This is a genomic window from Sporanaerobacter sp., from assembly GCF_047830725.1.
Taxonomy (GTDB): domain Bacteria; phylum Bacillota; class Clostridia; order Tissierellales; family Sporanaerobacteraceae; genus Sporanaerobacter.
The window spans coordinates 1,344,784-1,370,433 of the sequence record NZ_CP181252.1 but is presented as its reverse complement, the minus strand read 5'-3'; the positions used below and the strand labels follow the sequence as shown (position 1 = coordinate 1,370,433).

The following is a 25,650-nucleotide window of genomic DNA, read 5'->3' as shown; positions in this document are numbered from 1 at the left end:
CACTTATTAAAAGAGTAGCCTTTTAAGGCTACTCTACACATTTCTTTCATAAATTATTCTAAGTCCTTCCAATGTCAACATCTTATCTATTACATCTATTTCTTTACTTTCACTAGCAATCAAACTTGCCAATCCTCCTGTAGCTACTACAGCTTTTACTTTTCCTTCTCCATTAAGTTCTTCTTTCATTCTCTCAATTATATTGTCCACCAATCCTACATATCCATAGATTAAACCTGATTGAATACTAGATACTGTATTTTTACATATAACTTTGTCTGGTTTTACTAATTCTACCTTTGGAAGTTTAGCTGTTCTAAGAAACAACGCTTCACTTGAAATCTTTATTCCTGGAGCAATAGCACCTCCTAAATAATCCCCTTCTCTTGAAACTGCACAAAATGTTATAGCGGTTCCAAAATCTACAATTATTAAAGGGCCTCCATATTTTTCATATGCTGCTACAGCATTAACTATTCTATCTGCACCGACTTCTTTAGGATTGTCATATTTAATATTCATGCCAGTCTTTATTCCAGGTCCTACAATAAGTGGAGTACATTGAAAATATTTTATACTCATTGCCTCCATTGTATACATCAATGTAGGTACTACAGATGAAATGATTACATCTTTTACATCTGATGGACAAAGACCATGATATTTAAAAATCTGCTCTAACAATAGTCCATACTCATCTGATGTCCTATCTTTATCAGTGGCTATTCTCCAATCATTTAGCAATTTATTTTCTTTATATACTCCTAAAACCACATTAGTATTTCCTACATCTATTACCAATAACAAGTTTTTCACCATCCTTTGGATTAAGCACTCTTTTTAAGAGATGCAACTACACTAGTTACAATTATCATTGCCACTATTATTTCTGGAATTCCATTAGTTATTCCTATGCCTAAAATAGCTTTCCCCGCAGTACTTGGATCTAGTCCTAATTTTAAAGCATATTGTTCTCCATGTACAAAATATATTCCTGACAATACCCCTACTGTATTTGTAAGAGTTCCTGCTGCTGCCGATAACACTACTTCTACAGCACCTTCCTTAAGTTTCTTGCCAGAATAATATCCTATAAAAACAGTAAATCCTATTAAGACAATATTAAATATCTGTACCCACAAACTTATTTCTTCATTGCTTATATTCTTAAAAAAATTTAAAATTAAATAAAGCAAAGTCACTCCCCATATAGAATACAGAATTATCTTTGATGCCCTTTGTCCAAGTTTTTTAAATAAAACATAGACATAATAAGAAACTATTCCTATAAGTACTCTAGGAACTACTGAAACTAGGGGATCTAAAAACACAACAGAAATAGGTGTGGGATTCATAATAGCTTGAAAAATACTAAACAAGCCAAATATAAGACCAATCAGTGCTCCCACTAATGGTCCTTCCATTAGCGCTCCAATAATGACAGGAATATGCATGATTGTAGCTCTAGTAGGCCCAACAGGAATAAATCCAAGAGGGGTAAGTCCTAAAACAGCAGAAATTCCACCGAGAACTCCTGCTACAGCCATTTTTTTGACAGTAAATTTTTTATTTTCCATAATTATACCTCCGTTCTAGTTCTAGAATAGATACTAGACGATGTTTTGAAATTGTACAAAACAGTCTAGCTCCCAATAAAGGATGCTAGCTTTAGCATTCTTACAAGAACATTTTAAAGTTTATTTGATAAAATTTCAACATTTATTAAGAATTATTTATATCTTTATATGACAATATGTTTTCATAAGATTCTGCCGCTAATATTGCATTGACTATTGCCTTTGACATGATTTCACTAGCTACAGTACCTATAAGACTTATATCCGCCTTTACTTTCCCTGTAGACATAGCAAATACAGTGTCTCCATCGTACATAGTATGTATTGGATTTATGGAACGAGCTAAGCCATTCTGTGCCATTTGTGCAACTTTATTTGCTTCAGCCTTTGAAAGTATTCCATTAGTTGCAACTACACCTATAGTAGTGTTTTTCATAGGAAATTCAACAGTTTTCCCTTGTTCTTTCATTATTTCATAAGAGTTTAATAGTCTTTTTTCTTTGTAATCATAAGTTCCCGCTAAAATTCCCTTTTTTTCATAATCATACACATCTCCAAAACTATTTACTGCTACTATAGCACCTACCCATAAATCGCCAATTTTTATACTGGCACTACCAAGTCCTGATTTCATCGAATACTCAGGACCTAAAATTTTCCCTACTGTAGCCCCCATGCCACATCCAATATTTCCTTGCCTATTTTCAGTTTCACTAGCACTTTTAGCTGCCTTATATCCCATATTGTAATCAGGACGAATTCTATAGTCTCCAATATTTAAGTCAAATATAACTGCACCACATACTATAGGAACTTTTGTCACTCCTACATCAAATCCAACTCCATTTTCTTCTAAATATTTCATGACACCACTGGCTGCATCAAGACCAAAGGCTGAACCTCCTGAAAGAACTATTCCATGTACCTTATCTACCATTTTCTCTGGTCTTAAAAGATCTGTTTCCCTAGTCCCTGGTGCAGAACCTCTCACATCTACTCCTGCTACTGCACCATCCTCACAAAGAATAACCGTACAACCTGTCATCCCTTCTATGGATTCACCATGACCTACCTTTATCCCTGATACATCCGTTATATATCCACTATACATTTTGCCATCTCCTTTCAACACAACAAAATTAGCGGAGGAATTCCCCCGCTAATTTATTATCCGAAGAACATAAGAAGAAGTCCTGCTGCTACAGCGGAACCTATTACCCCTGCTACATTTGGTCCCATTGCATGCATAAGCAAGAAGTTCCTTGGATTTTCTTCTTGTCCTACTTTTTGTACTACTCTTGCTGCCATAGGTACTGCTGAAACTCCAGCTGCACCTATAAGAGGATTTACCTTTCCCTTACTAGTCTTATACATTATCTTTCCAAATAATACTCCTGCTGCTGTTCCCAATGAAAAAGCAATCAATCCAAGTAGTATTATCTTTAAAGTTGATGGAGAAAGAAATGTCTGTGCATTAGCTGTTGCCCCTACAGTAGTTCCCAAGAATATCGTTATTATATTTACAAGTTCATTTTGTGCAGTATTTGAAAGTCTATCTACAACACCAGATTCTCTAAGTAAATTTCCCATCATTAGCATTCCAATAAGTGGTGCCGCTGAAGGAAGCAATAGTGAAACTAGCACTGTAACCATTATTGGAAATATTATTTTTTCTTTCTTGGATACAGGTCTTAATTGCTCCATAACTGTTTGTCTCTCTTCTTTAGTTGTAAGAGCCTTCATTATAGGAGGTTGTATGATTGGCACTAGTGCCATATATGAATAAGCAGCTACAGCTATTGGTCCAAGAAGATGAGGAGCAAGTCTACTAGTTAAATAAAGTGCTGTAGGCCCATCTGCTCCACCTATTATTCCTATACTTGCTGCTTCAGGACCTGTAAATCCTAACAATATCGCCCCTATGAATGTCAAAAATATTCCAAATTGAGCTGCTGCCCCCAATAAAATACTTCTAGGATTTGCAATAAGTGGTCCAAAATCCGTCATGGCTCCAACACCTAAAAATATTAGTGGTGGATATATTCCAAGTTTAACGCCTTGATACAAATAATATAGTAATCCTCCTACTTGCTTTGTCTCAGGAACAAGTATCCCAGACCTTTCTACCACTTCAACTATTGGAGGGTCCATAAGCCCCCCTAGTGGCAAATTGGCTAGTAACATTCCAAAAGCTATTGGAACTAAAAGAAGGGGTTCGTATTCCTTTTTTATAGCTAAATAAAGAAGTACAAAGGATATACAAAGCATTATGACTTCTTTATAAGTTATGACAGCAAATCCTGTGCTTTGTAAAAATTCTTTTAATATTTCAAGTAACATTTAGTTTACCTTCCTTTCTTTAGTGTTTTATTCAATAGACACTAATTTATCTCCAGTATTTACAGAAGCACCTTTTGATACATGTATAGCTGCCACCTTTCCATCTCTTGGAGCTAATATTTCATTTTCCATTTTCATTGCTTCAAGAATTAACAACTCTTGTCCTGCTTTTACTTCATCACCTACATTTACATTTATTCTAAGTATTGTTCCTGGCATTGGAGCTTCTACTGTTTCTGCTCCAGCTGGTACATTTACAACTTTTTTCTCTTCTTTTTTTGCTACTTGTGGTTTTGATTGGGGTTTTGATTCTACTACTGGTGTAGCTATTGTTTTTTCTTCTCTTTGACCATTTGACAATTCTTCTACTTCTACCTCATATTCATTTCCGTTTACACTTATAAGATATTTTTTCATTCTTTAGCCTCCTTATAATCTACCAAATATTTGTTCCTGTCTTCCAACTCTTGACCACACAGGAGTATTTTGGGGTATTCTTTTTATACTACTTATTTTTACATCCGAAACATCAATACCTTGAATTGCTGCAATTGCTGCTGCTATTACTGCCACTACTTCTTCTTCATTTTCTTGGTTTAAATTTTCTTCAGCAATATCTTTTTTTTCTTCTACTTCTAATTTTTCTTCTACAGTCTTTTTTCCATTAGTCTTTGAAGAAATAGCTCTCAATCCATCTATCAAGTATGAAATAATGAGTAATGCTATGAAAACTATTACCATGCTGAAAACTGTAATCATCAAACTTTGTCCTATACTAACGCTATCTCCTAACAAATTAAATCACCTCTTTATAGGGGAATATTCCCATGTTTTTTACTAGGTCTATTCTCCCTTTTACTTTGAAGCATATCAAAAGCGCTTACAAGTCTCTGTCTTGTAGTGCTTGGAACTATTACATCATCCACATATCCCCTTGATGCTGCAATATATGGATTTGCTACAGTATCTCTATATTCTTCTATTTTTTTGGCTCTCATTTCTACTGGATCTTCTGCATTTTTTATATCATTTTTAAATATGATATTAGCTGCTCCATCTGGTCCCATAACGGCTATTTCTGCATTTGGCCATGCAAATACCTGATCTGCTCCAAGATCTTTGCTGCACATAGCAAGATAAGCTCCACCATAAGCCTTTCTTATAATAAGAGTAACCTTTGGAACTGTTGCTTCACTATAAGCATAAAGCATTTTTGCACCATGTCTTATAATCCCACCGTATTCTTGTTCAGTTCCAGGCAAAAATCCTGGTACATCAACTAAATTAAGTATTGGAATGTTGTAAGCATCACAAGTTCTTATAAATCTAGCCGCTTTATCTGAAGCATTTATATCAAGACATCCTGCCAATACCTTTGGCTGATTTGCAATAACTCCAACTGTACTTCCATTTAATCTTATAAATCCTACTATTATATTTTGAGCAAAATAAGGTTGTACTTCGAAGAAATCTCCATCATCTGCAATAGTAGTTATGATTTCTTTCATGTCATAAGGTTTATTTGGATTGTCTGGCACTATTTCATTTAATTTATCTTCTATTCTATTTATATCATCACTTGTTTCAATAAATGGAGGATCTTCTAAATTGTTTGAAGGCAAGAAACTAAGTAGTCTCTTTATTCTTTCAATACATTCCTCTTCACTTGAATCTACAAAATGTGCTACACCACTAATTTTATTATGAGTCATAGCCCCACCTAATTCTTCTTGGGATACTTCTTCTCCTGTAACAGTTTTTATAACCTGTGGTCCAGTTATGAACATCATACTTGTCTTTTCTACCATGAATATAAAGTCGGTTAAAGCTGGTGAATATACTGCACCTCCAGCACTAGGCCCCATTATAACTGAAATTTGTGGTATTACTCCTGAAGCCAATGTGTTTCTAAAAAATATTTTCCCATATCCTGACAAAGCATCTACACCTTCTTGAATTCTTGCTCCACCAGAATCATTAAACCCTACAATTGGTGCACCCATTTTCATAGCCATTTCTTGAACTTTACATATCTTTGCAGCATGCATTTCTCCCAATGAACCTCCAAGAACCGTGAAGTCTTGAGCATATGCAAATACTAATCTACCATTCACAGTACCATATCCAGTCACTATTCCATCTGCTGGTGCATCTACATTTTCCATGCCAAAATTTGTACATCTATGCTTTACAAAAGCATCAATTTCTATAAAACTACCTTCATCAAAAAGCAAATCTAATCTCTCTCTTGCTGTATGTTTACCTGCGTTGTGTTGTTTTTCAATTCTTTTTTCTCCTCCGCCAAGTTTTATCTGTTTCTTGGCTTCTATTAGTTTTTCAACTTTCATTTTGCCCCTCCTTTTTAATTTAATCTCTTTCACAAAGCTCTATAAGTACTCCATGAGTGCTCTTTGGATGTAGGAAGGCAATTTTAGCACCACCTGCTCCATATCTAGGCTTTTCATCAATCATTCTAATACCCTTTGACTTCATTTCTTCTATAGCCTCTTCTATATTGGCAACTCTATAGGCTATATGCTGAATTCCTTCTCCCTTTTTTTCTATGTATTTTGCAATAGGCCCATCTTCTTCTGTTGATTCCAACAATTCTACTTCTGTATCTCCAATTGGAAGAAATGCTACTTTTACTTTTTGTTCTTCTACTACTTCACTACCTGCACACTTAAGTCCTAGTACATCTTCATAGAATTTCAATGCTTCATCTAAATTTTTTACAGCTATTCCTATATGATCTACCTTTTGTACCATGCTTTTTCCCTCCTTTACTTCATTAAATTTATTATTTTATCTTTTGCTGTATATGGATCTAGATTCCTTGAAACCACTTGACTAGTTAGCTCATCTAATAAATCTTCCTCCCTAGTCTTTGAAAGAATCATTTCCATAAGTTCTTCCTCAACAAGTTTAATAAGTTCAAGCTTTGTATTTCTAATTCTTCTTTTCTCAAGTTCTCCAGTACTTTCTAAATAGTTTTTATGATCTATAAGTTTATCTAAAAGCTCATCTATACCTTTATTTTTACCTGCTGACACCTTTAATACTGGAGGTCTATAATCCATTTTTTCATTTAAATCTAAATTCATTTCAATTTCAAGCTGTGTTTTATCGGCTCCATCTAAATCAGATTTATTTATTGCAAACACATCAGCAATTTCCATGATTCCAGCTTTTATAGCTTGTATGTCATCTCCTAAATTTGGAACCATAACCATAAGAACAGTATCTGCCATTTTGACAATATCAACTTCCGACTGACCTACTCCTACTGTCTCTATGAAAATTATGTCAGCTCCATATATATCAAGAACTTTCACTGCCCCTTGAGTAGCCTTAGAAAGTCCACCAAGAGATCCTCTTGTGCCCATACTTCTTATGAATACATTACTATTCAAAGCCAAATCACTCATTCTAATTCTATCTCCAAGTATAGCCCCTCCTGTAAAAGGACTTGTGGGATCTATGGCTATGATACCTACTTTTTTTCCTCTCTTTACAAGCTCTTTTGTAAGTCTATCTGTAAGAGTACTCTTACCACTTCCAGGAGGTCCAGTGATCCCTACTATATAAGCATTTCCTGTATGTTCATACAAGTTCTTCAAAATATCAAAGGCTTCTTTTTCATTGTTTTCTACCATAGTTATAAGCCTTGCACAAGCTCTCTTATCACCTTTAAGCAGCCTTTCTTCCAAATTCAACTATAACACCACCTGTATTATCTTTTTATATGAGTCTGTATATACTCAACAATATCCTTTGTAGAAGTGCCCGGTGTAAATATTGCCTCTACCCCTGCCTCTTTTAGACCTGGAATATCATCTTCAGGTATTACGCCACCTCCCAATATAAGTACATCATCAACACCTTGTTCTCTAAGCAAATTTACTACCTTTGGAAACAAGTGATTATGAGCTCCTGATAGTATGCTCATAGCAACCACATCAACGTCTTCTTGTATAGCAGCTGCTACTATTTGTTCTGGTGTCTGTCTAAGTCCTGTATATATAACTTCCATTCCAGCATCTCTAAGTGCTCTTGCGACAACTTTAGCTCCTCTATCATGTCCATCAAGACCTGGTTTTGCTACCAATACTCTAATTGGTCTATCCATATTTTTGCCTCCCTTTTCATAAAAAATTTGTTTTCTTAATATAAACTATAAAATTACTGATTGTTCATACTCGCCAAATACTTCTCTTAAAACATCACATATTTCTCCTAAAGTTGCATAAGTCTTTACTGCTTCCAATATAAATGGCATCAAATTTTCTTCTCCCTCTGCAGCCTTTCCCAATTTTTTCAAAGATTCATCTACTTTTTCATTATCTCTTTGTTTTCTTAATTGTGACAATTTTTCTCTTTGAAGTCTTTCAACTTCAGGATCAACTCTCAATATATCCTTGTGTTGTTCCTCTTCGATTTGGAATTTATTTACTCCTACTACTATTTCTTCTTGAGCTTCTACTGCCATTTGATATTTATATGAACTATTTTGTATTTCTTTTTGTATATATCCTTTTGCAATAGCTTTAGGTGCTCCTCCAAGTTCATCTATTGTCTCTATATATCTCATAGCTTCTTCCTCGATTTTATCTGTCAAACTCTCTATATAATAGGATCCTGCTAATGGATCTATAGTATCTGTAACTCCACTTTCATAGCCTACTATTTGTTGAGTTCTTAGAGCTATTCTTACAGATTCTTCTGTTGGCAATGCCAATGCCTCATCTCTTGAGTTGGTGTGTAAAGACTGAGTTCCTCCAAGCACTGCTGCAAGAGTCTGTATAGTAACTCTTATAATATTGTTATCTGGTTGTTGTGCTGTAAGAGTAGAACCTGCAGTTTGTGTATGGAATTTAAGCATCATAGATTTTTCTTTTTTTGCTTGAAATCTATTTTTCATGATATTTGCCCAAATTCTTCTTGCTGCTCTAAACTTAGCTACTTCCTCTAATAAATTGTTATGTGCATTGAAGAAGAATGAAAGTCTAGGTGCAAAATCATCCACATCTAATCCTGCTTTAAGTGCAGCCTCTACATAAGCAATTCCATCTGCTAAAGTAAATGCAACCTCTTGAGCTGCTGTAGAACCAGCTTCTCTTATATGATAGCCGCTAATGCTTATAGTATTCCATTTTGGTACTTCCTTTGAACAGTATTCAAATATGTCTGTAATAAGCCTCATTGAAGGTTCTGGTGGAAATATATAAGTACCCCTAGCAATATATTCTTTTAAAATATCATTTTGAATAGTACCTCTGAGTTTATCTTTAGATACACCTTGCTTTTCTGCCACTGCAATATACATAGCAAGTAATACGCTAGCTGGAGCATTTATAGTCATGGAAGTACTTACTTTATCTAACGGTATACCATCAAATAATATTTCCATATCCTTTAATGAATCAATAGCAACTCCTACTTTTCCTACTTCACCTTCACTAAGAGCATGGTCTGAATCGTATCCAATTTGAGTAGGCAAATCAAAAGCAACACTAAGTCCTGTTTGTCCTTGCTCTAACAAGTACTTATATCTCTTGTTTGATTCTTCTGCTGTAGCAAAACCTGCATATTGCCTCATTGTCCAAAGTCTTCCCCTATACATTGTAGGTTGGACTCCTCTTGTAAACGGATACTGTCCTGGATAACCTAATTTTTCATTGTAATCAAAATCTTCTATATCTTCTGGGGTATAAAGTCTTTTTACTTCAAATCCGGAACTAGTAGTAAATTTTTCTTTTCTCTCTGGAAATTTATCTATTGCCTTTTTCACCTTCCCATTTTCCCAATTTTCTCTCCCAGCCTTTATTTCTTCAATTTTCTTTTCATCAAACATCCTTTCCCCTCCTCATATTTTAGCATATGAAAATGAAATCCTTTTCCTAATTTAATTATAACTTATCCCTATAAACTATTATATTATACAATATAAATATTTTTGCAATATTTATTTCAAAAATATTTTAAAATGAAATAAATGTTGCATAATCTAAGTAAATATTCGACATAAATTCACTTTTTCCTCTTTAAATAATCTTAACAAAAAAGAAAAAAAGGTAGTTAACTTTTGTTAACTACCTTATGCACTCATGAATATTTCTTCAAATTCTTTTGCATCAAGGGTTTCTTTTTCAAGAAGTTCTTCTGCAACTCTATGAAGTTTATTCATATTTTCAGACAATAGTTCTTCTGCTCTCTGATATGCTTTGTCTATAATATTTCTCATTTCTTTATCTATAGCAGCAGCTACTTCCTCACTATAATTCCTTGCCCTTCCAAAATCTCTTCCTATAAACACTTCTTCATCATCTGTTCCATAAGTCATAGGCCCCAAATTTTCACTCATTCCATAGTGAGTAACCATTTTTCTTGCAAGTTTTGTAGCTCTTTCTATATCATTTTGTGCCCCAGTACTTATATCTCCAAGAACCAATGCTTCTGCTACTCTTCCACCAAGCATCTGAACTATTTCATCTTCCATTTGTTTTTTGGTCATATAAGATCTATCTTCTTCAGGAAGATATGCTGTAAACCCTCCAGCCATACCCCTAGGAATAATAGTTACCATATGAACTGGATCTGCATTTGGAAGAAGTCGTGCTGTAACTGCATGACCTGCTTCATGATATGCAGTAAGTCTTCTTTCTTTTTCGCTTACAACTCTGCTTTTCTTTTCAGGACCTGCCAATACTTTTATTGAGGCTTCCTCTATAAGTTTCATAGGTATTTCTTTTAAATTGTTTCTGGCAGCAAGTAGTGCCGATTCATTTATTAAATTTTCAAGATCAGCTGGTGTAAATCCAGGAGTTCTCTTAGCTACAACTTTTAAATCTACATCTTCTGCAAGAGGCTTATTTCTAGTATGAATTTTAAGTATGGCCTCTCTTCCCTTTACATCTGGCACGCCTACATACACTTGCCTATCAAATCTTCCTGGTCTAAGAAGAGCTGGGTCAAGAATATCTGGCCTATTTGTAGCAGCCATAACTATTATACCTTCATTTGTACCAAAGCCATCCATCTCAACTAACAATTGATTCAATGTCTGTTCTCTCTCATCATGACCACCACCAAGACCTGCACCTCTTCTTCTACCTACTGCATCAATTTCATCTATAAAAATTATACATGGTGAATTTTTCTTTGCTTGTTCAAACAAATCTCTTACACGACTAGCACCCACACCAACAAACATTTCTACAAAATCAGAACCACTGATGCTAAAAAATGGTACTCCTGCTTCTCCTGCAACTGCCTTACTTAAATAGGTTTTTCCTGTCCCTGGAGGCCCTACAAGAAGTACCCCCTTGGGAATTCTTGCACCCAATTCGATATATTTTCTAGGGCTCTTCAAAAAATCCACAATTTCTTTTAATTCTTCTTTTTCCTCTTCAAGCCCTGCTACATCGGCAAAAGTAACTTTTTGAGTTTCATCGTCTTTATGCATTCTAGCTTTGCTTTTGCCAAAAGACATGACTCGATTTCCTCCACCACCTTGAGATTGTTGCATAAATGTAAACCATATAACAACAAATATGAGAATCATAAAAATAGTTGGCAATGCTTCAAGTATAAAAGGAGTTCCTGTTTCTTCTTCTCCTTTATAGGCTTTTATTTTACCTTTTTCTATCTGTGGTTCCACATATTTTTTATAGGTATCCTGTAATTCCTCTGGCAAAATCGTGGTAAATTGAGTATTATCTTTTAATTTACCCTTTATAGTGATCCCGCCAGCACTTCTTACACTTTTTATACTTTCAACATCTTCATTTTTTAAATGTTCTATAAGTTGTATAGCATCTATTTCGACAACTGGCTCTACATCTTTTCCCACCATTTCAACTACTAGAATTATTATGATAAGTATAAGCAAATAGAAGCTCACGCCTCTAAAAAATTTTCTCAAACTAAGTCCTCCCTTCTTAAACTGGGCATAATCGTATATTTTCAAATTATAACACATTTTATTTTAAAAAACAATGATTGATCAATGACATTTTGCGTTTTTAAATTTAACTATAGTGCTTCTTCTTTTAAAGATGATATATATGGCAAATTTCTATATTTTTCAGCATAGTCTATCCCATATCCAACTACAAATTCATCTGGTATTATAAAACCCCTATAATCTACTGGAACATTTACTTTTCTTCTTTCTGGCTTATCCAACAATGTACATATTCTTACACTTCTTGCCCCTCTCTTTGTGAGATTATCTGTTAAATAACCTAATGTTAAACCAGTATCAATTATATCTTCAACAATTAAAATATCTTTTCCTTCAATGCTTGTATCCAAATCTTTAACTATTCTAACTACTCCTGAAGACTGAGTTGCATTTCCATAACTAGATACAGCCATAAAATCCATAGTTAATGGTATATCGATATTTCTAGCGAGATCTGCCATAAATATTGCTGCTCCTTTTAGTATACCAACTAGCATCAAATCTTTCCCTCTATAATCTTCGGTAATTTGCGTTCCTAGTTCCCTTACTCTTTTTTCAATATCTTCCTTGGAAACAAGTACCTCCTTAACAAAATCCTTCATTTTTCTCCTCCTTAAAATATTATAAATTTTTATACTTAATCACTAAAACATTTTTTGTATAAGACGTTATTTTATATTTTTCACTGGTCCTCACGCCTACAACCCAAATTATATCACTTTCATCAACTATTATAGGAATTTTTTCTCTTTCATCTATAGGAACCTTTTTATCTATAAACAAATCTTTTAACTTTTTATTTCCATTCATCCCAAAAGGCTGTATTGTATCTCCAGGCATTCTATTTCTTATGTATATTTCGCCTTTTATTTTATCATAATCAAAATACTTTATAAACCTATCTTTAAAATTTAATTGAATTTTTTCTATAGGAAATACCTCCATTTCAAAAATACAGTTCCACTCTTTTACATATGTAGATTGCCCAAGTTTAAGACTATATTTATAGTTCTTATTTCCATCTAAATTCTTTTTTTGAAAAATTAAATCATCATAGCTTGTCTTAACTTCTAAACTATTCGGCAAATCTATACTCTTTCCTGTATCTCCTCTTTCAAATAGTTCCAATACATTTCTTACATGAATTTCTGAAATTCCTTCTAGAGTCCCTAACAAATTATATATTGAATGTCTTATTATTCTCTGTTTTATAGCTATATGCTCATCATAAAATCTTTGCCTATATAAAATTATACTATTTTTGTCTTGAGATTTCACCAATTCTCTATATCTTTCTTTGGAAAAGTTCTCCAAAAAGTCACTGTCATTAGACATTGTCCTAGAAGTTCTCCAAAGTGTGTCAATAATATTGGGATTAAAATTATCCACTATATATGGGATAAGTTCTAATCTGATTTTATTTCTATTGTATATATTTTCTAAGTTTGTTTTATCTAATCTTGTATCTATGTTTTTTTCTAATATATACTTTTCTATTTCATCTCTCGAAACGTCTAGAAGGGGTCTTATGATATCCCCATTTTTATATTCCATGCCTTTTAATCCATCTAGTCCAGTTCCTCTAAAAAATCTCATAATCAAAGTTTCTGCTTGATCATTCTTGTTATGTGCTACTGCTATTTTACCCCCATTTATACTTGATAAAACTTCTCTAAAAAAATCATATCTAAGCTTTCTACCTGCATCTTCTGATGAAAGTTTGTTTTCTCTTGCATATCCTTCCATATCAATCTTTTTAGAATAAAAAGAAATTCCAAGCTTTTTAGATATTCCCTCAACAAATTTTTCATCTTCATCTGCTTCTATCCCTCTGACACCATGATTTACATGAGCAATATGAAGAGAAAAAGAAATCTCAGTTTGTATTGACAAAAGAACATACAAAAGAGCCATAGAGTCTGGTCCACCAGATACCCCTATCAAAATATTGTCTCCATTTTCTATTAAATTGTGTTTTTTTATTGTATTTAACACCTTATCTTCCACCATATCACCTACCCCTTATTTTTCTTATTTTCTTCTACATAAACACAAATTTCCCTTTAAAATAAACAAAATTTTTTCCCCATTAGCAATGAGAATATAAAAAAAATAATACTTCCCACAAAAAAATAATCTATCTTATCTGTTTTTTTGCTAAATCCTCCAAAATGATAAGATAGTTTTTTCAAATCGCTTTTATATTCATTTAAGGAGCCATACTTTCCATTCAGTCCCCTTTGCAAAAATTTTTTTATCTCTTTATCTAGATTTGTATTTTTTATTTTCTCATTTATGTCTTCCAAAGTAAATAAAAAAGGATGATATTCTTTTCTTAAGAACATTGTGATCAGAACCATTGTAGTGCTAAAAATTATATTTTCAAAATAATTGCCACTCTCATTCTTTTTCCAAGAAATCATATTATAATTTGGAGTATATTCAACTATATGACTATTTTTCTCTGCTACTCCTCCAAAATCCACAAAATAAACAGCATTTTTTCTAGTCAGTATTATATTTTCTAGTTTTATATCATAATATCTATATCCTATATTATATATTTTCTCTAATGAATCTACTATGAAATACCCAATTTGAAATACTTCTTCAATCTTTAATTTGTTTTTTTTAGAAACTTCCTTTAAGTTTTCTCCTGGAATATAATCCATAACAATAAAATGATATATTTCGCCTTTATATTGAAAATCATCAAAATCATAAACCGTAGGTATAAAATCTAAGTTTTTAAGGTTTTCCATAGTATAATATTCTCTAGTTATGGAAGACGTATCCTTAGACATTTTTAATACTCTTTCTTTGTTCCCCTCGTCTAAAACTTTATATACAGTTCCAAAACCACCTTTACCTATCTTTTCAATAATATAATATATATTTTTATTCCAATTACCCTGAAGAAAATTCATCTAATTCACCTATACCATGTACTCGGAAAAAACATTTTTCTCTTTCCCCAGTATCATATCTATTCCACCTTCTAGAGCTGGACCTGTAGGAGTAGTCCCTCCAATTGAAATTTTTTTCATTTTCTCTTCTAAATAATTTACATCATCAGTAAAGTCACAAAGTATATTATAAAAATCTTCCTCCCCAGGATAAGTAATGATACCTATTGCTATCTGTCCTGATCTTTCTTTTAAAAATCTAAAAAGTTCCAAAACGCTTCTTTTAGCTACATTTATTTTATATTTCATACTCCCGCTAGTATCTAATAGTATTAAACATTTTATAGAAACTTCATCACCTAATTTGTCCATCATCTCGACTATTTTCTTTCTCTCTTTTGGAGGAATTTCTTTTATATCCTTGTCTATTATTTCTCTTAGCTCTTTATTAACTACTTCTTCTATTGTCTTATGAATAGACTGAACTGTAACCATACTTAAAACTTCGTCTAAACTTTCCAGACTAGTTATTTCACAAATGCCCCCTCCATTTAAAGCAATTTCTTCAACTTCTCTTAAGGGCTCCTCTCTATCTTTATTCTTCACAATTCCTATAGTATTTACAACTATATCATTTTCTTTAGCTCTTTTGGCTACTACTATAGGACTAGCCCCTACATTTGATTCTCCATCCGTAATAAGGATTATCTGTTTGATTGGCATGATATCACTCCTATATTTTTTTAGGAGTATTGACATATTTTAAAATTTTATACCCCCTTTGCCTATACTGACTAAGGGGGCCATATTTACTTTATCTTCCATACCTTAGTTACAAGTACAGTCATATCATCTTTTATCTCGTCATGACAAGCCTTTTTAGCTTCCTTCATGAGCATATTAGCAACAGTCTGAGGATTGAAACTATCTATATTGGCAATTGTATCCATCATCCATTTTTCCTTGTTGCTTACATCTTCATTTGATTCCAAAACCCCATCCGACATCATGATTATAAAATCTCCATCATCTAAGTATTCTTCATAAATTTCTAAATCTATATCCTTAAGCATTCCAACTGGAAGAGAATTTGAATTTATAACTAAGACTCTATCTTTTTTCTTTATAAAAGTTGGTGCAGCTCCTGTCTTTATTGTTTGAAGTTTTCCAGAATACAAATCTATTGTTGAAATATCTAATGTAGTAAAAATTTCTTCTTCTGATTTCAACATAAGAATTGAATTTATAGTTTTTAAGGCAATCTCTTTATCAAATCCCGCTTCCAAAAATTTTTCCAATAGAGATATAGCAATAGTACTTTCAAAATTAGCTCGTCTTCCTATTCCCATGCCATCACTTAAAGCCGCAAAATAATTGCTTCCTTCTTCCCCGAAAGTATAACTATCTCCTGAAACAGTATTGAAAGATTCACTATTTTTTGCAATTCTCGTCATAGCCCCATATCTATTAGCTTTTATCAATTTATATCTATTGACTTCTCGTGCCTTCATAGTATCAAATGTAAAATCTCCCTTTAAAGGTATTCCTACAACTTCTGAAACCATATCTCTAACATTTTCTAAGCTATTTTCTCTTTTAAAACATTTCCCTACTTCTACATATATCTCAAAATCTTGTTCACTGTACTCAGCTACCATGACATTTTTTATATTTACTCCTTGAGATTTCAATGCAGAATATATCTCTATTTCAACGTCTTCCTTAAATACTGGAGATCTATCTATATCTTTCATAAGTCCTTCCATGATATTTGAAATCCCACTCAATTGCTCTGCAACAAGTTTTCTATTTTCAGCCATTTTCTTTTCCCAAGTATAATTTACTTTATATAAATCAAACAATCTATGACTCTTATCAATTATTTCTTCAGTTTTTATGCAAGTATTTTTAAAAAGTTCCGGCAAATTTTTCTCATCTATGCTACCAGTCATTTCCATAGAAGCTATAAGGTCAAATATAGAATAATAAGTAGTATAAAAATCATCTTTCCAACAAAATACATTCATAGAGCAATTTTTACATACATCACTAGCTACACAATCTATAAACTTAGTTATATTATCCGTATACATTTCTTCATTGTAAGAAACCTTTTTAAATATACCGCCTAAGTCTTTGAACACTTCAGAAATATATTTAAGTTTTTTAGTTGTCAATTCTTTAGTTCTTTCACTATATATATCATTATTATCTAATGATGACACAACCGAAGACATAAAGAATAGATTTTCTTTTATATAATCAGAAAAAATATAGAAAAGACCACAAGCAATAGCTAACTCATAATAACTTAAAAAGCTTGTACTATACCCATTTATATAAAAACTCATAATGCTATTTGCTAAAACAAAACCTAATATAGTTCCAAATTTCCCCAAATCCCTAAATACTCCTGACAACAATCCAGCTAATCCAAATATAGCCAATAAAAATGGCATATCACTTTGCGATAGATAAGAAATCATTCCTATTGATATTCCCATTCCTGCCCCTAAAGATGCTCCATATGCATATCCAGAAGCCATTACAAAAAATATACTTAAAATATTTTTAAATGACAAGCTAAAAATCTCAAAATCAGTTAATCCAGAAATTGCTAACGATAAAGTTATAAATACACATATGATCTCTTCATTGGTGAGTTTAGTCTTTCTTACAGTTTCTTTTGGAAGCCCATAAGAAAATATATATGAAAGAGTAAATATTACCAATCCCTCAAAAAATATCATTAAAAAATCATAAATATAGAAATTCTTCAATATAATAGTTTTAAATATATTTACTCCAACAAATATAAACGATGAAAAAAGAGATGTTTTAAAAACAGATATCTCTTTTTTCTTTGTATATAGAGAAAATAATGTGAATATTATTCCAGAAGAAATTAGATATCTGTAAGAAGCATTAAAACCATGAAAACTTAGCAAACCTAAAATTGAAGAAATCAATGCCACAATTGAAAAGCTCCTACCTAAACTTGCAGTTAAAAATGAAATCCCAAAAGGTGTCAACCCATTAATGATTGAAGCTCTGGATATGAAAAAACCCAGTATCGCTATAGCAATTTGAACTCCGTTAAAAGAAATCTTTTGTAAAGTTCTCTTTTCATTAAAAAATATGCTCTCAGTTCTAGTAGTCATGAAAAATCACCCCTATTTATTTTTTCATGACTATAATATCAGATAGAATTTGAGATTTTTGTCAATACTAGTTGCCTTGCAAAAAGAAAATTTAGACATATTAGAATAATATATATTATAATATCCTACAATTTATTTAAATTAAAGCAATTCACTTTAAGCCCATATAATAGTGTTTTTAATACTTCACGCTTAAAGTGTTAAAAATCTCCATTCAATGTCAAATTTTATACATTAAATATTTTTTGTCTATTCCCTATAATTTAACCTAAAACAAAAAACCGGATAAATCCGGTTTTAATCTGCCAAGCTCTTGCTACGAGGTTTTGAGCCCGAACCTCTTTTTGACTCTCTGCTCTTTAATTGATCTTGCCTTTCATTGCTCTCTTTTAAGAATTTAGAAAGCTTATCTTCAAATGACATAAACTTTTGTTTATCATCTGTTTTACCCCAGTCAATTTCAACAGGGTTATTTGACTTTGGCTTAGCTTGTCTAATAGAAAGACTTACCTTTCCCTCTTTACTTATAGATAATACTTTTACTTTAACTCTTTGATCTTTTTTTAAATAATCGCTTACCTTTTCTACATAATCCTCTGATATCTCAGAAATATGAACTAATCCAGTTTTTCCTTCTGGTAGTTGAATGAATGCACCAAAATTTGTTATACCTGTAACGGTACCTTCAACTACTTCTCCAACAGCTACGGGCATAAATAAATGATTCCTCCTTAATAAATATTTATCTTCTATCTAGTATATATTAGAAAATATTATATGTCAATCTAGTTTATTTCCTACTTTTTTTCAAAAACGGATCTTTATTTTTGCTTTTATCTATATAAATAATTTCTCTTGGCTTAACCATTTTTAATTCTTCTCTTGCCACTTTTTCTACAAACTCCAAAGAATCACTATTTTTTATCTCCTTATTGATTTCATTTATTTCTGTATTTAATGTTTTAACTTCACTTTCCATTTCCGCTTTTTCTCTATTGAGACTTTTAAGCATCCTTCTTTGAGATATTAAAGTTGCACTAATATATATAGCAAACACCAAAACAATGAGATGCCTTATCCTAAATTTCTTTACATTCTTTTTCTTGCGTTTTGCCATAAGTATCACCTCTTTTGTATCTATTCTACATCAAATTAAAAAATCCTCTATTTCTTTTTAGAAATTATGTTTATGTATCTATTCATATTTTTAACTGTCTCTTTAGAGAAACTGTTGGCTTTTTTTACTTTCTTTATCTGTGGCATAAGTAGCTTTTTAATTAAACTAAAAGGATAAAGTAATACATAAAATATTTTATTGAAAAATACATATAAAGCTTTCAATATTTTTATGAGCAATGGATAAACGAAATTACTCAATATTTTTAAATATAAATATACACCTAAAAGTATCCCTACAAATACATATCCACGTATTTCACCAAAATTACTCTTTATAAGCATATAAAAAGTAACTATAACCACTACTATCCAAAATATAAAATCACCCAAGACTGTAGCAATTTTTTTAGGTTTTAAATAATATCTAAAAATCCTATATATGTCGTATATAAATCCAATTATCAATCCGCCATAAAAGACACTTAAAAATACATACAATTGAACTTTGATAGAATTCTCCATATTTACAACCCTCGACATTATTTGAACATTTTCTCAAGCAATTTGCCCTTCCCACTTGAATCTCTATTGTTATATAAAATGCCATTTATCGTCCCATCTATTTTAACATTCCCATCTTCTAAATTTAATTTATTTATATTAAGTTCTTCTCCCTTTATTGTCATGCCCCCCTTTATTGTAATCAAAATAATAGTGTTGTCATTGAAACTTTCAACTTGTTCTACCCCTGTAATTGTAAGTTTTGTTCTGTCTTCTAAATATATATTTTGATTTTTTAAACCAATATCGTTTTCACCCATAGCTATTCCTCCTATAAATTTTCTAATACATAATATGAATAAAAAAAAGCCTTTATTCCTAAAAGGCTTTTATAATTCTTTGTATAATTCTTTGTATAATTCCTGTGCCTTGTCCTTAGGCACATTATCATCAACTCTTATTATTTGAATTTTTCTAGAACCATTTCCAAAATTTATTTCTATATTGTCTCCTACTTTTACTTCATCTCCAGGCTTAGCAGCTTTTCCATTTAAAAGTACCCTTCCCTGTTCACAGGCTTCTTTAGCTACAGTCCTTCTTTTTATAATTCTCGAATTCTTTAGATATTTGTCGATTCTCATAAAATCACTCCTCACAAAAAAGTCAGGTCAATGACCTGACTTTTTTTACTTATTTACTGATTCTTTTAAAGCTTTTCCTGCTTTAAATACTGGAGCTTTTGAAGCTGGAATATTAATGATTTCTTCAGGATTTCTTGGATTTCTTCCTTCTCTAGCTTTTCTTTCTCTTACTTCAAAAGTACCAAATCCAACAAGTTGAACCTTTTCTCCATTTGATAATGCTTCCTCAACAGCCTTCATAAATGCATTTAAAGCACTTTCTGCATCCTTTTTAGTTAAATTACTCTTTTCAGCCATACTAGCAACTAATTCAGATTTGTTCATAATTTAATTCCTCCTCATATAAATGTTTAAAATAGCTCACATTGCTTATTCTACGTTAATTTCAAAATTCCTTCTTATTTTTAGTAGTTTTTATCAAATTATTTGTTTTTATGTATTTTTGCTTCGTTCCATAGCATATCCATTTCCTCTAATGTCATGTCCTTTAAATCTTTATTGACTTCTTTACTCTTCTTTTCCATAAAACCAAATCTTTCAATAAACTTGTTAATTGTCTTATTGAGTGCTATTTCTGGATTGACATTTAAAAATCTGCATACATTCACTACAGCAAATAATAAATCTCCCAGTTCACTCTCTACTTTTCCCATATCACCACCTTTAGATACATTTAAAGCCTCAATCACTTCATGATATTCTTCATCTACCTTATCAATAGCTCCACTTACATCATCCCAATCAAAGCCAATATCAGCCGCTCTTTCTTGAATTTTAAAACTTCTCATAAGAGAAGGTAAATGTGGAATTTCTTTTAGCCTATCTGTGTAGCTTTCAATGTTTCTTTTCTTAAATTTCATTTCATTCCAATTATATACTACTTCATCACAATTTTCTACTTTTTTTTCTCCAAAAACATGTGGATGCCTAAAAATTAATTTATCACAAATTTCAGTAGTCACATCCCATATATTAAAATAGCCTTCGTCCTTAGCTATATCACTATGAAATACAACTTGAAGTAGAATATCTCCCAATTCTTCACATAAATTTTCCATATCATCTTCATCTATTGCATTGACTACTTCATAAGCTTCTTCAACAATACATTCCCTAATGGATTTATGAGTCTGTTCTATATCCCAAGGACATCCTTCATCACCTCTAAGCATTTCTACTATAGTCAATAAATCATTCATGTCATAAATTTTTTTATTTATTTTATCCACTTTAGGAATATATATACTTGTCAAATAACTAATTTCTTCCAATCTATCTAATTCATATATTGGTATTTTAAATATTTGTTCTTTATGAGGAACTCCAGCACTATTTATAACATAAATTTCATACTCATCCCCATATACTTGAGACAATTCCAATTTTACTTGTGAAGCAATTCTCTTGTTATAAACTTGAGTAATTATATTTCCCGTATTTATATCTACATACTGTCCTTTTATATTTAATCCATCTATAATTTTTAATCCATTTACCGGATCATGACCTACAGCTAATATGATAGGATCTATAAAACTCATACCTGGAATGATTTCTATACAAACATTTTCACTTTCTCTTTTTTCCAGCAATAAATCCACAGTTTTTTCAGCTACAAATGGATTGCCTGGAACAAAATAATTTATGGAATTATATTTCCTCGACTTTTCAATCAAATCTAAAACTATAAAATTATAAACTTCATTGAAACTTTCTCTACTTTCATAGACAAAATCATAAGAAATATATGGTATTTTGTTTTCTTTTAAATATTCAATTGTTGGATGAACTTCCGTCCTCAATATATTTAATTCTCCACTTTTAAGCCTATTAACAGCCCCTAATGTCAGGGAATTTACATCGCCAGGACCAAGACCTATAATGTATATCTTACCCATAAATATCTTCTCCTTTGTTTATTATTAACTAATTCTTAACAATTTAAGTTTCACTAAAGTTTTAGCTATTTTTTCACCTTTAGGTAACAACTTGAAATCTTCATAAGTTAAAGAACCAGTTCTCATGAGAAGTAAGAAATAAGTTATCATACCTATAAATATGGCTATAATAGTAGCTAATTTATCGCCTATAAGAGAATAAAACAAAATATGGCTTACTTTAACTATGACTGCCATCCCTAACGCTGAAATAAAAGGCCTTATAAATACTTCTCCCATATTGAATTTAACTTTTGTATATTTTTTTACACCAATTAAATCAAGAATACTAGCTATCATATAAGCTGCAACTGTACTTATAGCAGAACCTTTAACATTGATGCTAGGTATTCCTGTCAACACATAAGCAAGAACTACTTTTACAGCTGCACCTATAGCTAAATTCCTAACTGGAACAATCGGTCTACCTATCCCTTGAAGTATAGCTGTTAGGGACTGAACTAAAGTCAAAAATATGACACCGAAAGATAGATACATGAGTATCTCTCCAGTACTATTTAATGCTTCCACTGTATTCTTAAAGTACAATAGTCTAATTATAGGTTTAGCAAGCACAAAAAGTCCAAATGCAGCTGGAAGTCCAATAAGCAATGTAACTCTCACTCCCGAAGATATAATACTTCGTATTTCTCCATATTGTTTTCTGGCATGAGCTTCTGAAATAGCTGGAACTAAGCTTATAGCCAACGCCATAGAAAAAACTTGAGGTAAATTGATTAAAGTTTGAGCAAGTCCTTTAAGTTGACCATACAAATCATTAGCTTCAAATTCACTAAAACCAACAAACTGTAACCTTTTCATAACTATAGCTGCATCTATAGTATCCATAATTGGTGCAATAGATGCTCCGATGGTTATAGGAATAGCTATAGCCAACAAGTTCTTGATGATTTTCCCTGTAGTTTCTTCCTCTACAAATTTACTTTTTTCAATTTCCCTATTGATTTCACCTTTTTTAGACAAATAAATTATAAATATCGCTAATGTACCAGCAATAGCACCTATAGAACCTCCAAAAGAAGCCCCCCCTGCTGCAATCGGAATTCCACGATCTAATAGATAATAAGTAAAAAATAGCCCTGCACCCACTCTAAAACCCTGTTCACATATTTGCGAAATAGCCGTAGGAGTCATAGATTGCCTACCTTGAAAATAGCCTCTAAAAGCAGACATCATTGGTACAAAAAAAAGTGCTGGAACTAATGCTATTAAAGCATAATAGGCATTTTTATTCCCTAATGACTCAACAATATTTTCTGCAAAAATATATACAAGAAAACTAGTGATAATACCACATATAAAAAGTCCTGCTAGTGCTACTTTAAAAACTTTGTGTGCACCCCTGCAATCCCCTAATGCCCTTTTTTCAGAAACTAATTTGGCAATAGCTACTGGAAACCCAGATGTAGATATAGTCAAAAGCAACACATAAAGAGGATAAGCCGTTTGATAATATCCCATTCCTTCTGTTTTTATAATATTGCCTATAGGAATCCTATAAAATGCTCCCAATATCTTGACCACTATACCTGCTATACCCAATATAGCGGCCCCTTTCAAAAAATTCTCTTTAGTCATATTTTTTCCTCCTAAGAATACTTATCATTTTCTACTAATCAATAAACTATATTATATCAAAAAGATATTTCAGAAGGAATACATTTATTACTAATCAACTTAAAATGAGAAATTAAGAAAGCCTACCCCAAGGTAGACTTTCTTAATTTTCCATTTGTTTTGATAAAAATCCTGCAGCCGTCTCTGCCAATTTCAACTCTAAATCCCCCATTTGAGCATCTGCTTCTTTAGATAGAAATATAACAGCTCCTATAGGGTCACCTTGCATGACAATTGGTACTATTACTTGTGCCGTATACTTATCTACATTTTCATCTTCAGAATATAATTTTATTGGTTTATTTGAACCTGTAGCATTATAAGCTTTTCTGCTTTCCATTATATTTTCTAAATCTTGGCTTACTCTTTTATCCAAATAATCTTTTTTTGAACCACCTGATATTGCTATAATAGTATCTCTATCAGAAATAACAACTGTATGATTAATAGCTTCATATAAAGACTCACAGTATTCAGCTGCAAACTCATTTAATTCCCCAATAGGACTATATTTCTTAAGTATCACTTCTCCTTCTCTATCTGTAAATATTTCTAATGGATCACCTTCCCTTATTCTTAAAGTTCTTCTAATTTCTTTGGGAATGACCACTCTGCCTAAATCATCAATTCTTCTAACTATTCCAGTAGCTTTCATTTTTTCCCTCCTTGTAAATTAATTGTCTTTATGGTTTTATTATTTTACTTTCATGAATATTTTATGCATCAATGGTAAAGTTAAGTTAAAGTATTACTTTAATCAAAAATCAAAAACCCCATAATGTAAACTTTTTTATTGTTTACATTATGGGGTGAATGTTGACAGATTATGGTGTATTTAAAATACTTTAAGATTTCTTTTCCTCTTTTTCGTTATTTTCTTTTTTGTCTTCTTTCATATAAATCTTAACTTTTGCTTCATCTCTCATTTTCTTAACACTTGCTTGATATTTTTGGTTTTTTAAATCTTCCAGTACTTCATCTTTTACGTCTTCATAGTTTTCTAATCTATCTTCGACTTTTATTATATGATATCCATAGTCAGTTTGAACTATTTCACTGACTTCTCCAGGTTTCAAAGAAAAAGCTGCTTCTTCAAATTCTGGTACCATTTGTCCTCTTGCAAAAAATCCTAAATCTCCGCCTTTTACAGCTGACATATTGTCTATAGACTCTGTAGCTGCTAAAGCATGAAAATCTTCACCTTTTTTAATCTTATCTAAAACTTTTTTTGCCTCTTCTTCAGTTTTTACCAATATATGACTTGCTCTAACCTTTACATAAGAATCTTTGTTTTCTTCAAAATACTTCTTTGCCTCTTCTTCACTAATTTTTAGACCATTTACATAGTCACTTTTATATTTATCTATAGTCATTTCTTTTTTTATGCTATCTTTAAAATATTCTTCTGTAAGATTGTTTTGTTTTAAAAATTCCTTGTACTTTTCTTCTCCACCTAGTATTTCTTCATAATTTTTAAGTTGTTCTTTGAGTTCTTCATCTGTAACAGTAATATTCTTTTCTTTAGCACTTTCTGTAATCAACTTTTCTGTAATTAACTTTTCCAATATATTTTCCTTAATCACTTCTTCAAAAGTCTTATCATTTCCTGCATCTTTTTTCATTATATCAGGGCCATATTGAGACTCATAAGCTTTTTTATACATCTCAAAATTCTTATCAAACTCGTCTTTAGATATAGTATCGCCATTCACCCTAGCTACTGCATCTTTGGGAGTTTTTTCGCACCCAGCTAGTACTGAAACACACAAACTTAAAATTATTACTAAAATTAAAAATCTTTTATTTTGCTTCAATAGAAACATCCTTTCTTTAACTTAATATATTTTATTTTAAGTATATTATA

At 31.7% G+C, this 25,650-nt stretch carries 27 protein-coding genes; all 27 read right to left on the bottom strand.

Annotated features, from left to right (window positions below):
- Positions 1–33: 33 nt before the first annotated feature.
- On the bottom strand, positions 34–807 hold the full coding sequence (locus tag ACFWUA_RS06625; protein WP_416197274.1) for a type III pantothenate kinase: 774 nt from the start codon (positions 805–807) through the stop codon (positions 34–36).
- 20 nt (positions 808–827) lie between these two features.
- Positions 828–1,577 carry an ECF transporter S component gene (locus ACFWUA_RS06620; protein ID WP_416197273.1) on the bottom strand — a complete coding sequence of 250 codons (750 nt, stop codon included), beginning with the start codon at positions 1,575–1,577 and terminating at the stop codon, positions 828–830.
- 145 nt (positions 1,578–1,722) lie between these two features.
- The gene (locus ACFWUA_RS06615; RefSeq protein ID WP_416197272.1) at positions 1,723–2,688 is read right to left on the bottom strand and encodes a P1 family peptidase; all 966 of its coding nucleotides are present in this window, start codon (positions 2,686–2,688) and stop codon (positions 1,723–1,725) included.
- Positions 2,689–2,744: 56 nt separating this feature from the next.
- On the bottom strand, positions 2,745–3,917 hold the full coding sequence (locus tag ACFWUA_RS06610; protein WP_416197271.1) for a sodium ion-translocating decarboxylase subunit beta: 1,173 nt from the start codon (positions 3,915–3,917) through the stop codon (positions 2,745–2,747).
- Between the two features lie 27 nt (positions 3,918–3,944).
- On the bottom strand, positions 3,945–4,334 hold the full coding sequence (locus ACFWUA_RS06605; RefSeq protein WP_416197270.1) for a biotin/lipoyl-containing protein: 390 nt from the start codon (positions 4,332–4,334) through the stop codon (positions 3,945–3,947).
- A 12-nt stretch (positions 4,335–4,346) separates the two neighbouring features.
- Positions 4,347–4,712: an OadG family protein gene (locus tag ACFWUA_RS06600; RefSeq protein ID WP_416197269.1), complete on the bottom strand. Its 366-nt coding sequence runs from the start codon at positions 4,710–4,712 to the stop codon at positions 4,347–4,349.
- Positions 4,713–4,726: 14 nt separating this feature from the next.
- A complete protein-coding gene (locus tag ACFWUA_RS06595) occupies positions 4,727–6,265 on the bottom strand; it encodes an acyl-CoA carboxylase subunit beta (RefSeq protein WP_416197268.1) in 1,539 nt (512 codons plus the stop codon).
- A gap of 19 nt (positions 6,266–6,284) precedes the next feature.
- A complete protein-coding gene (gene mce, locus ACFWUA_RS06590; RefSeq protein WP_416197267.1) occupies positions 6,285–6,686 on the bottom strand; it encodes a methylmalonyl-CoA epimerase in 402 nt (133 codons plus the stop codon).
- A 14-nt stretch (positions 6,687–6,700) separates the two neighbouring features.
- Positions 6,701–7,633, bottom strand: a complete 933-nt coding sequence (gene meaB / locus ACFWUA_RS06585; RefSeq protein WP_416197266.1) for a methylmalonyl Co-A mutase-associated GTPase MeaB — start codon at positions 7,631–7,633, stop codon at positions 6,701–6,703.
- A gap of 17 nt (positions 7,634–7,650) precedes the next feature.
- Positions 7,651–8,046 (bottom strand): cobalamin B12-binding domain-containing protein, encoded by a 396-nt coding sequence (locus ACFWUA_RS06580; protein WP_416197265.1) that lies wholly within the window; start codon positions 8,044–8,046, stop codon positions 7,651–7,653.
- Between the two features lie 45 nt (positions 8,047–8,091).
- Complete coding sequence (locus tag ACFWUA_RS06575; protein ID WP_416197264.1) at positions 8,092–9,771, bottom strand: acyl-CoA mutase large subunit family protein; 1,680 nt, start codon at positions 9,769–9,771, stop codon at positions 8,092–8,094.
- 243 nt (positions 9,772–10,014) lie between these two features.
- Complete coding sequence (ftsH, locus tag ACFWUA_RS06570) at positions 10,015–11,841, bottom strand: ATP-dependent zinc metalloprotease FtsH (protein WP_416197263.1); 1,827 nt, start codon at positions 11,839–11,841, stop codon at positions 10,015–10,017.
- Between the two features lie 110 nt (positions 11,842–11,951).
- A complete protein-coding gene (hpt, locus tag ACFWUA_RS06565) occupies positions 11,952–12,485 on the bottom strand; it encodes a hypoxanthine phosphoribosyltransferase (protein ID WP_416197262.1) in 534 nt (177 codons plus the stop codon).
- A gap of 19 nt (positions 12,486–12,504) precedes the next feature.
- Complete coding sequence (tilS, locus tag ACFWUA_RS06560) at positions 12,505–13,893, bottom strand: tRNA lysidine(34) synthetase TilS (RefSeq protein WP_416197261.1); 1,389 nt, start codon at positions 13,891–13,893, stop codon at positions 12,505–12,507.
- Between the two features lie 53 nt (positions 13,894–13,946).
- On the bottom strand, positions 13,947–14,810 hold the full coding sequence (locus ACFWUA_RS06555; RefSeq protein ID WP_416197260.1) for a protein kinase domain-containing protein: 864 nt from the start codon (positions 14,808–14,810) through the stop codon (positions 13,947–13,949).
- 9 nt (positions 14,811–14,819) lie between these two features.
- Positions 14,820–15,512: a vWA domain-containing protein gene (locus tag ACFWUA_RS06550; protein WP_416197259.1), complete on the bottom strand. Its 693-nt coding sequence runs from the start codon at positions 15,510–15,512 to the stop codon at positions 14,820–14,822.
- 86 nt (positions 15,513–15,598) lie between these two features.
- Complete coding sequence (gene spoIIE / locus ACFWUA_RS06545; protein WP_416197258.1) at positions 15,599–17,950, bottom strand: stage II sporulation protein E; 2,352 nt, start codon at positions 17,948–17,950, stop codon at positions 15,599–15,601.
- 297 nt (positions 17,951–18,247) lie between these two features.
- Positions 18,248–18,664, bottom strand: a complete 417-nt coding sequence (locus ACFWUA_RS06540; protein ID WP_416197257.1) for a S1 RNA-binding domain-containing protein — start codon at positions 18,662–18,664, stop codon at positions 18,248–18,250.
- Between the two features lie 76 nt (positions 18,665–18,740).
- Positions 18,741–19,067 carry an FtsB family cell division protein gene (locus tag ACFWUA_RS06535; RefSeq protein ID WP_416197256.1) on the bottom strand — a complete coding sequence of 109 codons (327 nt, stop codon included), beginning with the start codon at positions 19,065–19,067 and terminating at the stop codon, positions 18,741–18,743.
- A gap of 47 nt (positions 19,068–19,114) precedes the next feature.
- The gene (gene yabQ, locus ACFWUA_RS06530) at positions 19,115–19,591 is read right to left on the bottom strand and encodes a spore cortex biosynthesis protein YabQ (protein WP_416197255.1); all 477 of its coding nucleotides are present in this window, start codon (positions 19,589–19,591) and stop codon (positions 19,115–19,117) included.
- A gap of 17 nt (positions 19,592–19,608) precedes the next feature.
- Positions 19,609–19,890, bottom strand: coding sequence for a sporulation protein YabP (gene yabP, locus ACFWUA_RS06525; protein ID WP_416197254.1), 282 nt, complete (start codon positions 19,888–19,890; stop codon positions 19,609–19,611).
- A 69-nt stretch (positions 19,891–19,959) separates the two neighbouring features.
- Positions 19,960–20,211, bottom strand: coding sequence for an RNA-binding S4 domain-containing protein (locus ACFWUA_RS06520; protein WP_416197253.1), 252 nt, complete (start codon positions 20,209–20,211; stop codon positions 19,960–19,962).
- A 45-nt stretch (positions 20,212–20,256) separates the two neighbouring features.
- A complete protein-coding gene (locus ACFWUA_RS06515; protein WP_416197252.1) occupies positions 20,257–20,535 on the bottom strand; it encodes an HU family DNA-binding protein in 279 nt (92 codons plus the stop codon).
- A gap of 98 nt (positions 20,536–20,633) precedes the next feature.
- Positions 20,634–22,109: a nucleoside triphosphate pyrophosphohydrolase gene (mazG, locus tag ACFWUA_RS06510; RefSeq protein WP_416197251.1), complete on the bottom strand. Its 1,476-nt coding sequence runs from the start codon at positions 22,107–22,109 to the stop codon at positions 20,634–20,636.
- Positions 22,110–22,133: 24 nt separating this feature from the next.
- A complete protein-coding gene (locus ACFWUA_RS06505; RefSeq protein WP_416197250.1) occupies positions 22,134–23,747 on the bottom strand; it encodes a putative polysaccharide biosynthesis protein in 1,614 nt (537 codons plus the stop codon).
- 142 nt (positions 23,748–23,889) lie between these two features.
- On the bottom strand, positions 23,890–24,441 hold the full coding sequence (gene spoVT / locus ACFWUA_RS06500; protein WP_416197249.1) for a stage V sporulation protein T: 552 nt from the start codon (positions 24,439–24,441) through the stop codon (positions 23,890–23,892).
- A gap of 190 nt (positions 24,442–24,631) precedes the next feature.
- The gene (locus ACFWUA_RS06495; protein ID WP_416197248.1) at positions 24,632–25,600 is read right to left on the bottom strand and encodes a peptidylprolyl isomerase; all 969 of its coding nucleotides are present in this window, start codon (positions 25,598–25,600) and stop codon (positions 24,632–24,634) included.
- Positions 25,601–25,650: the final 50 nt, after the last annotated feature.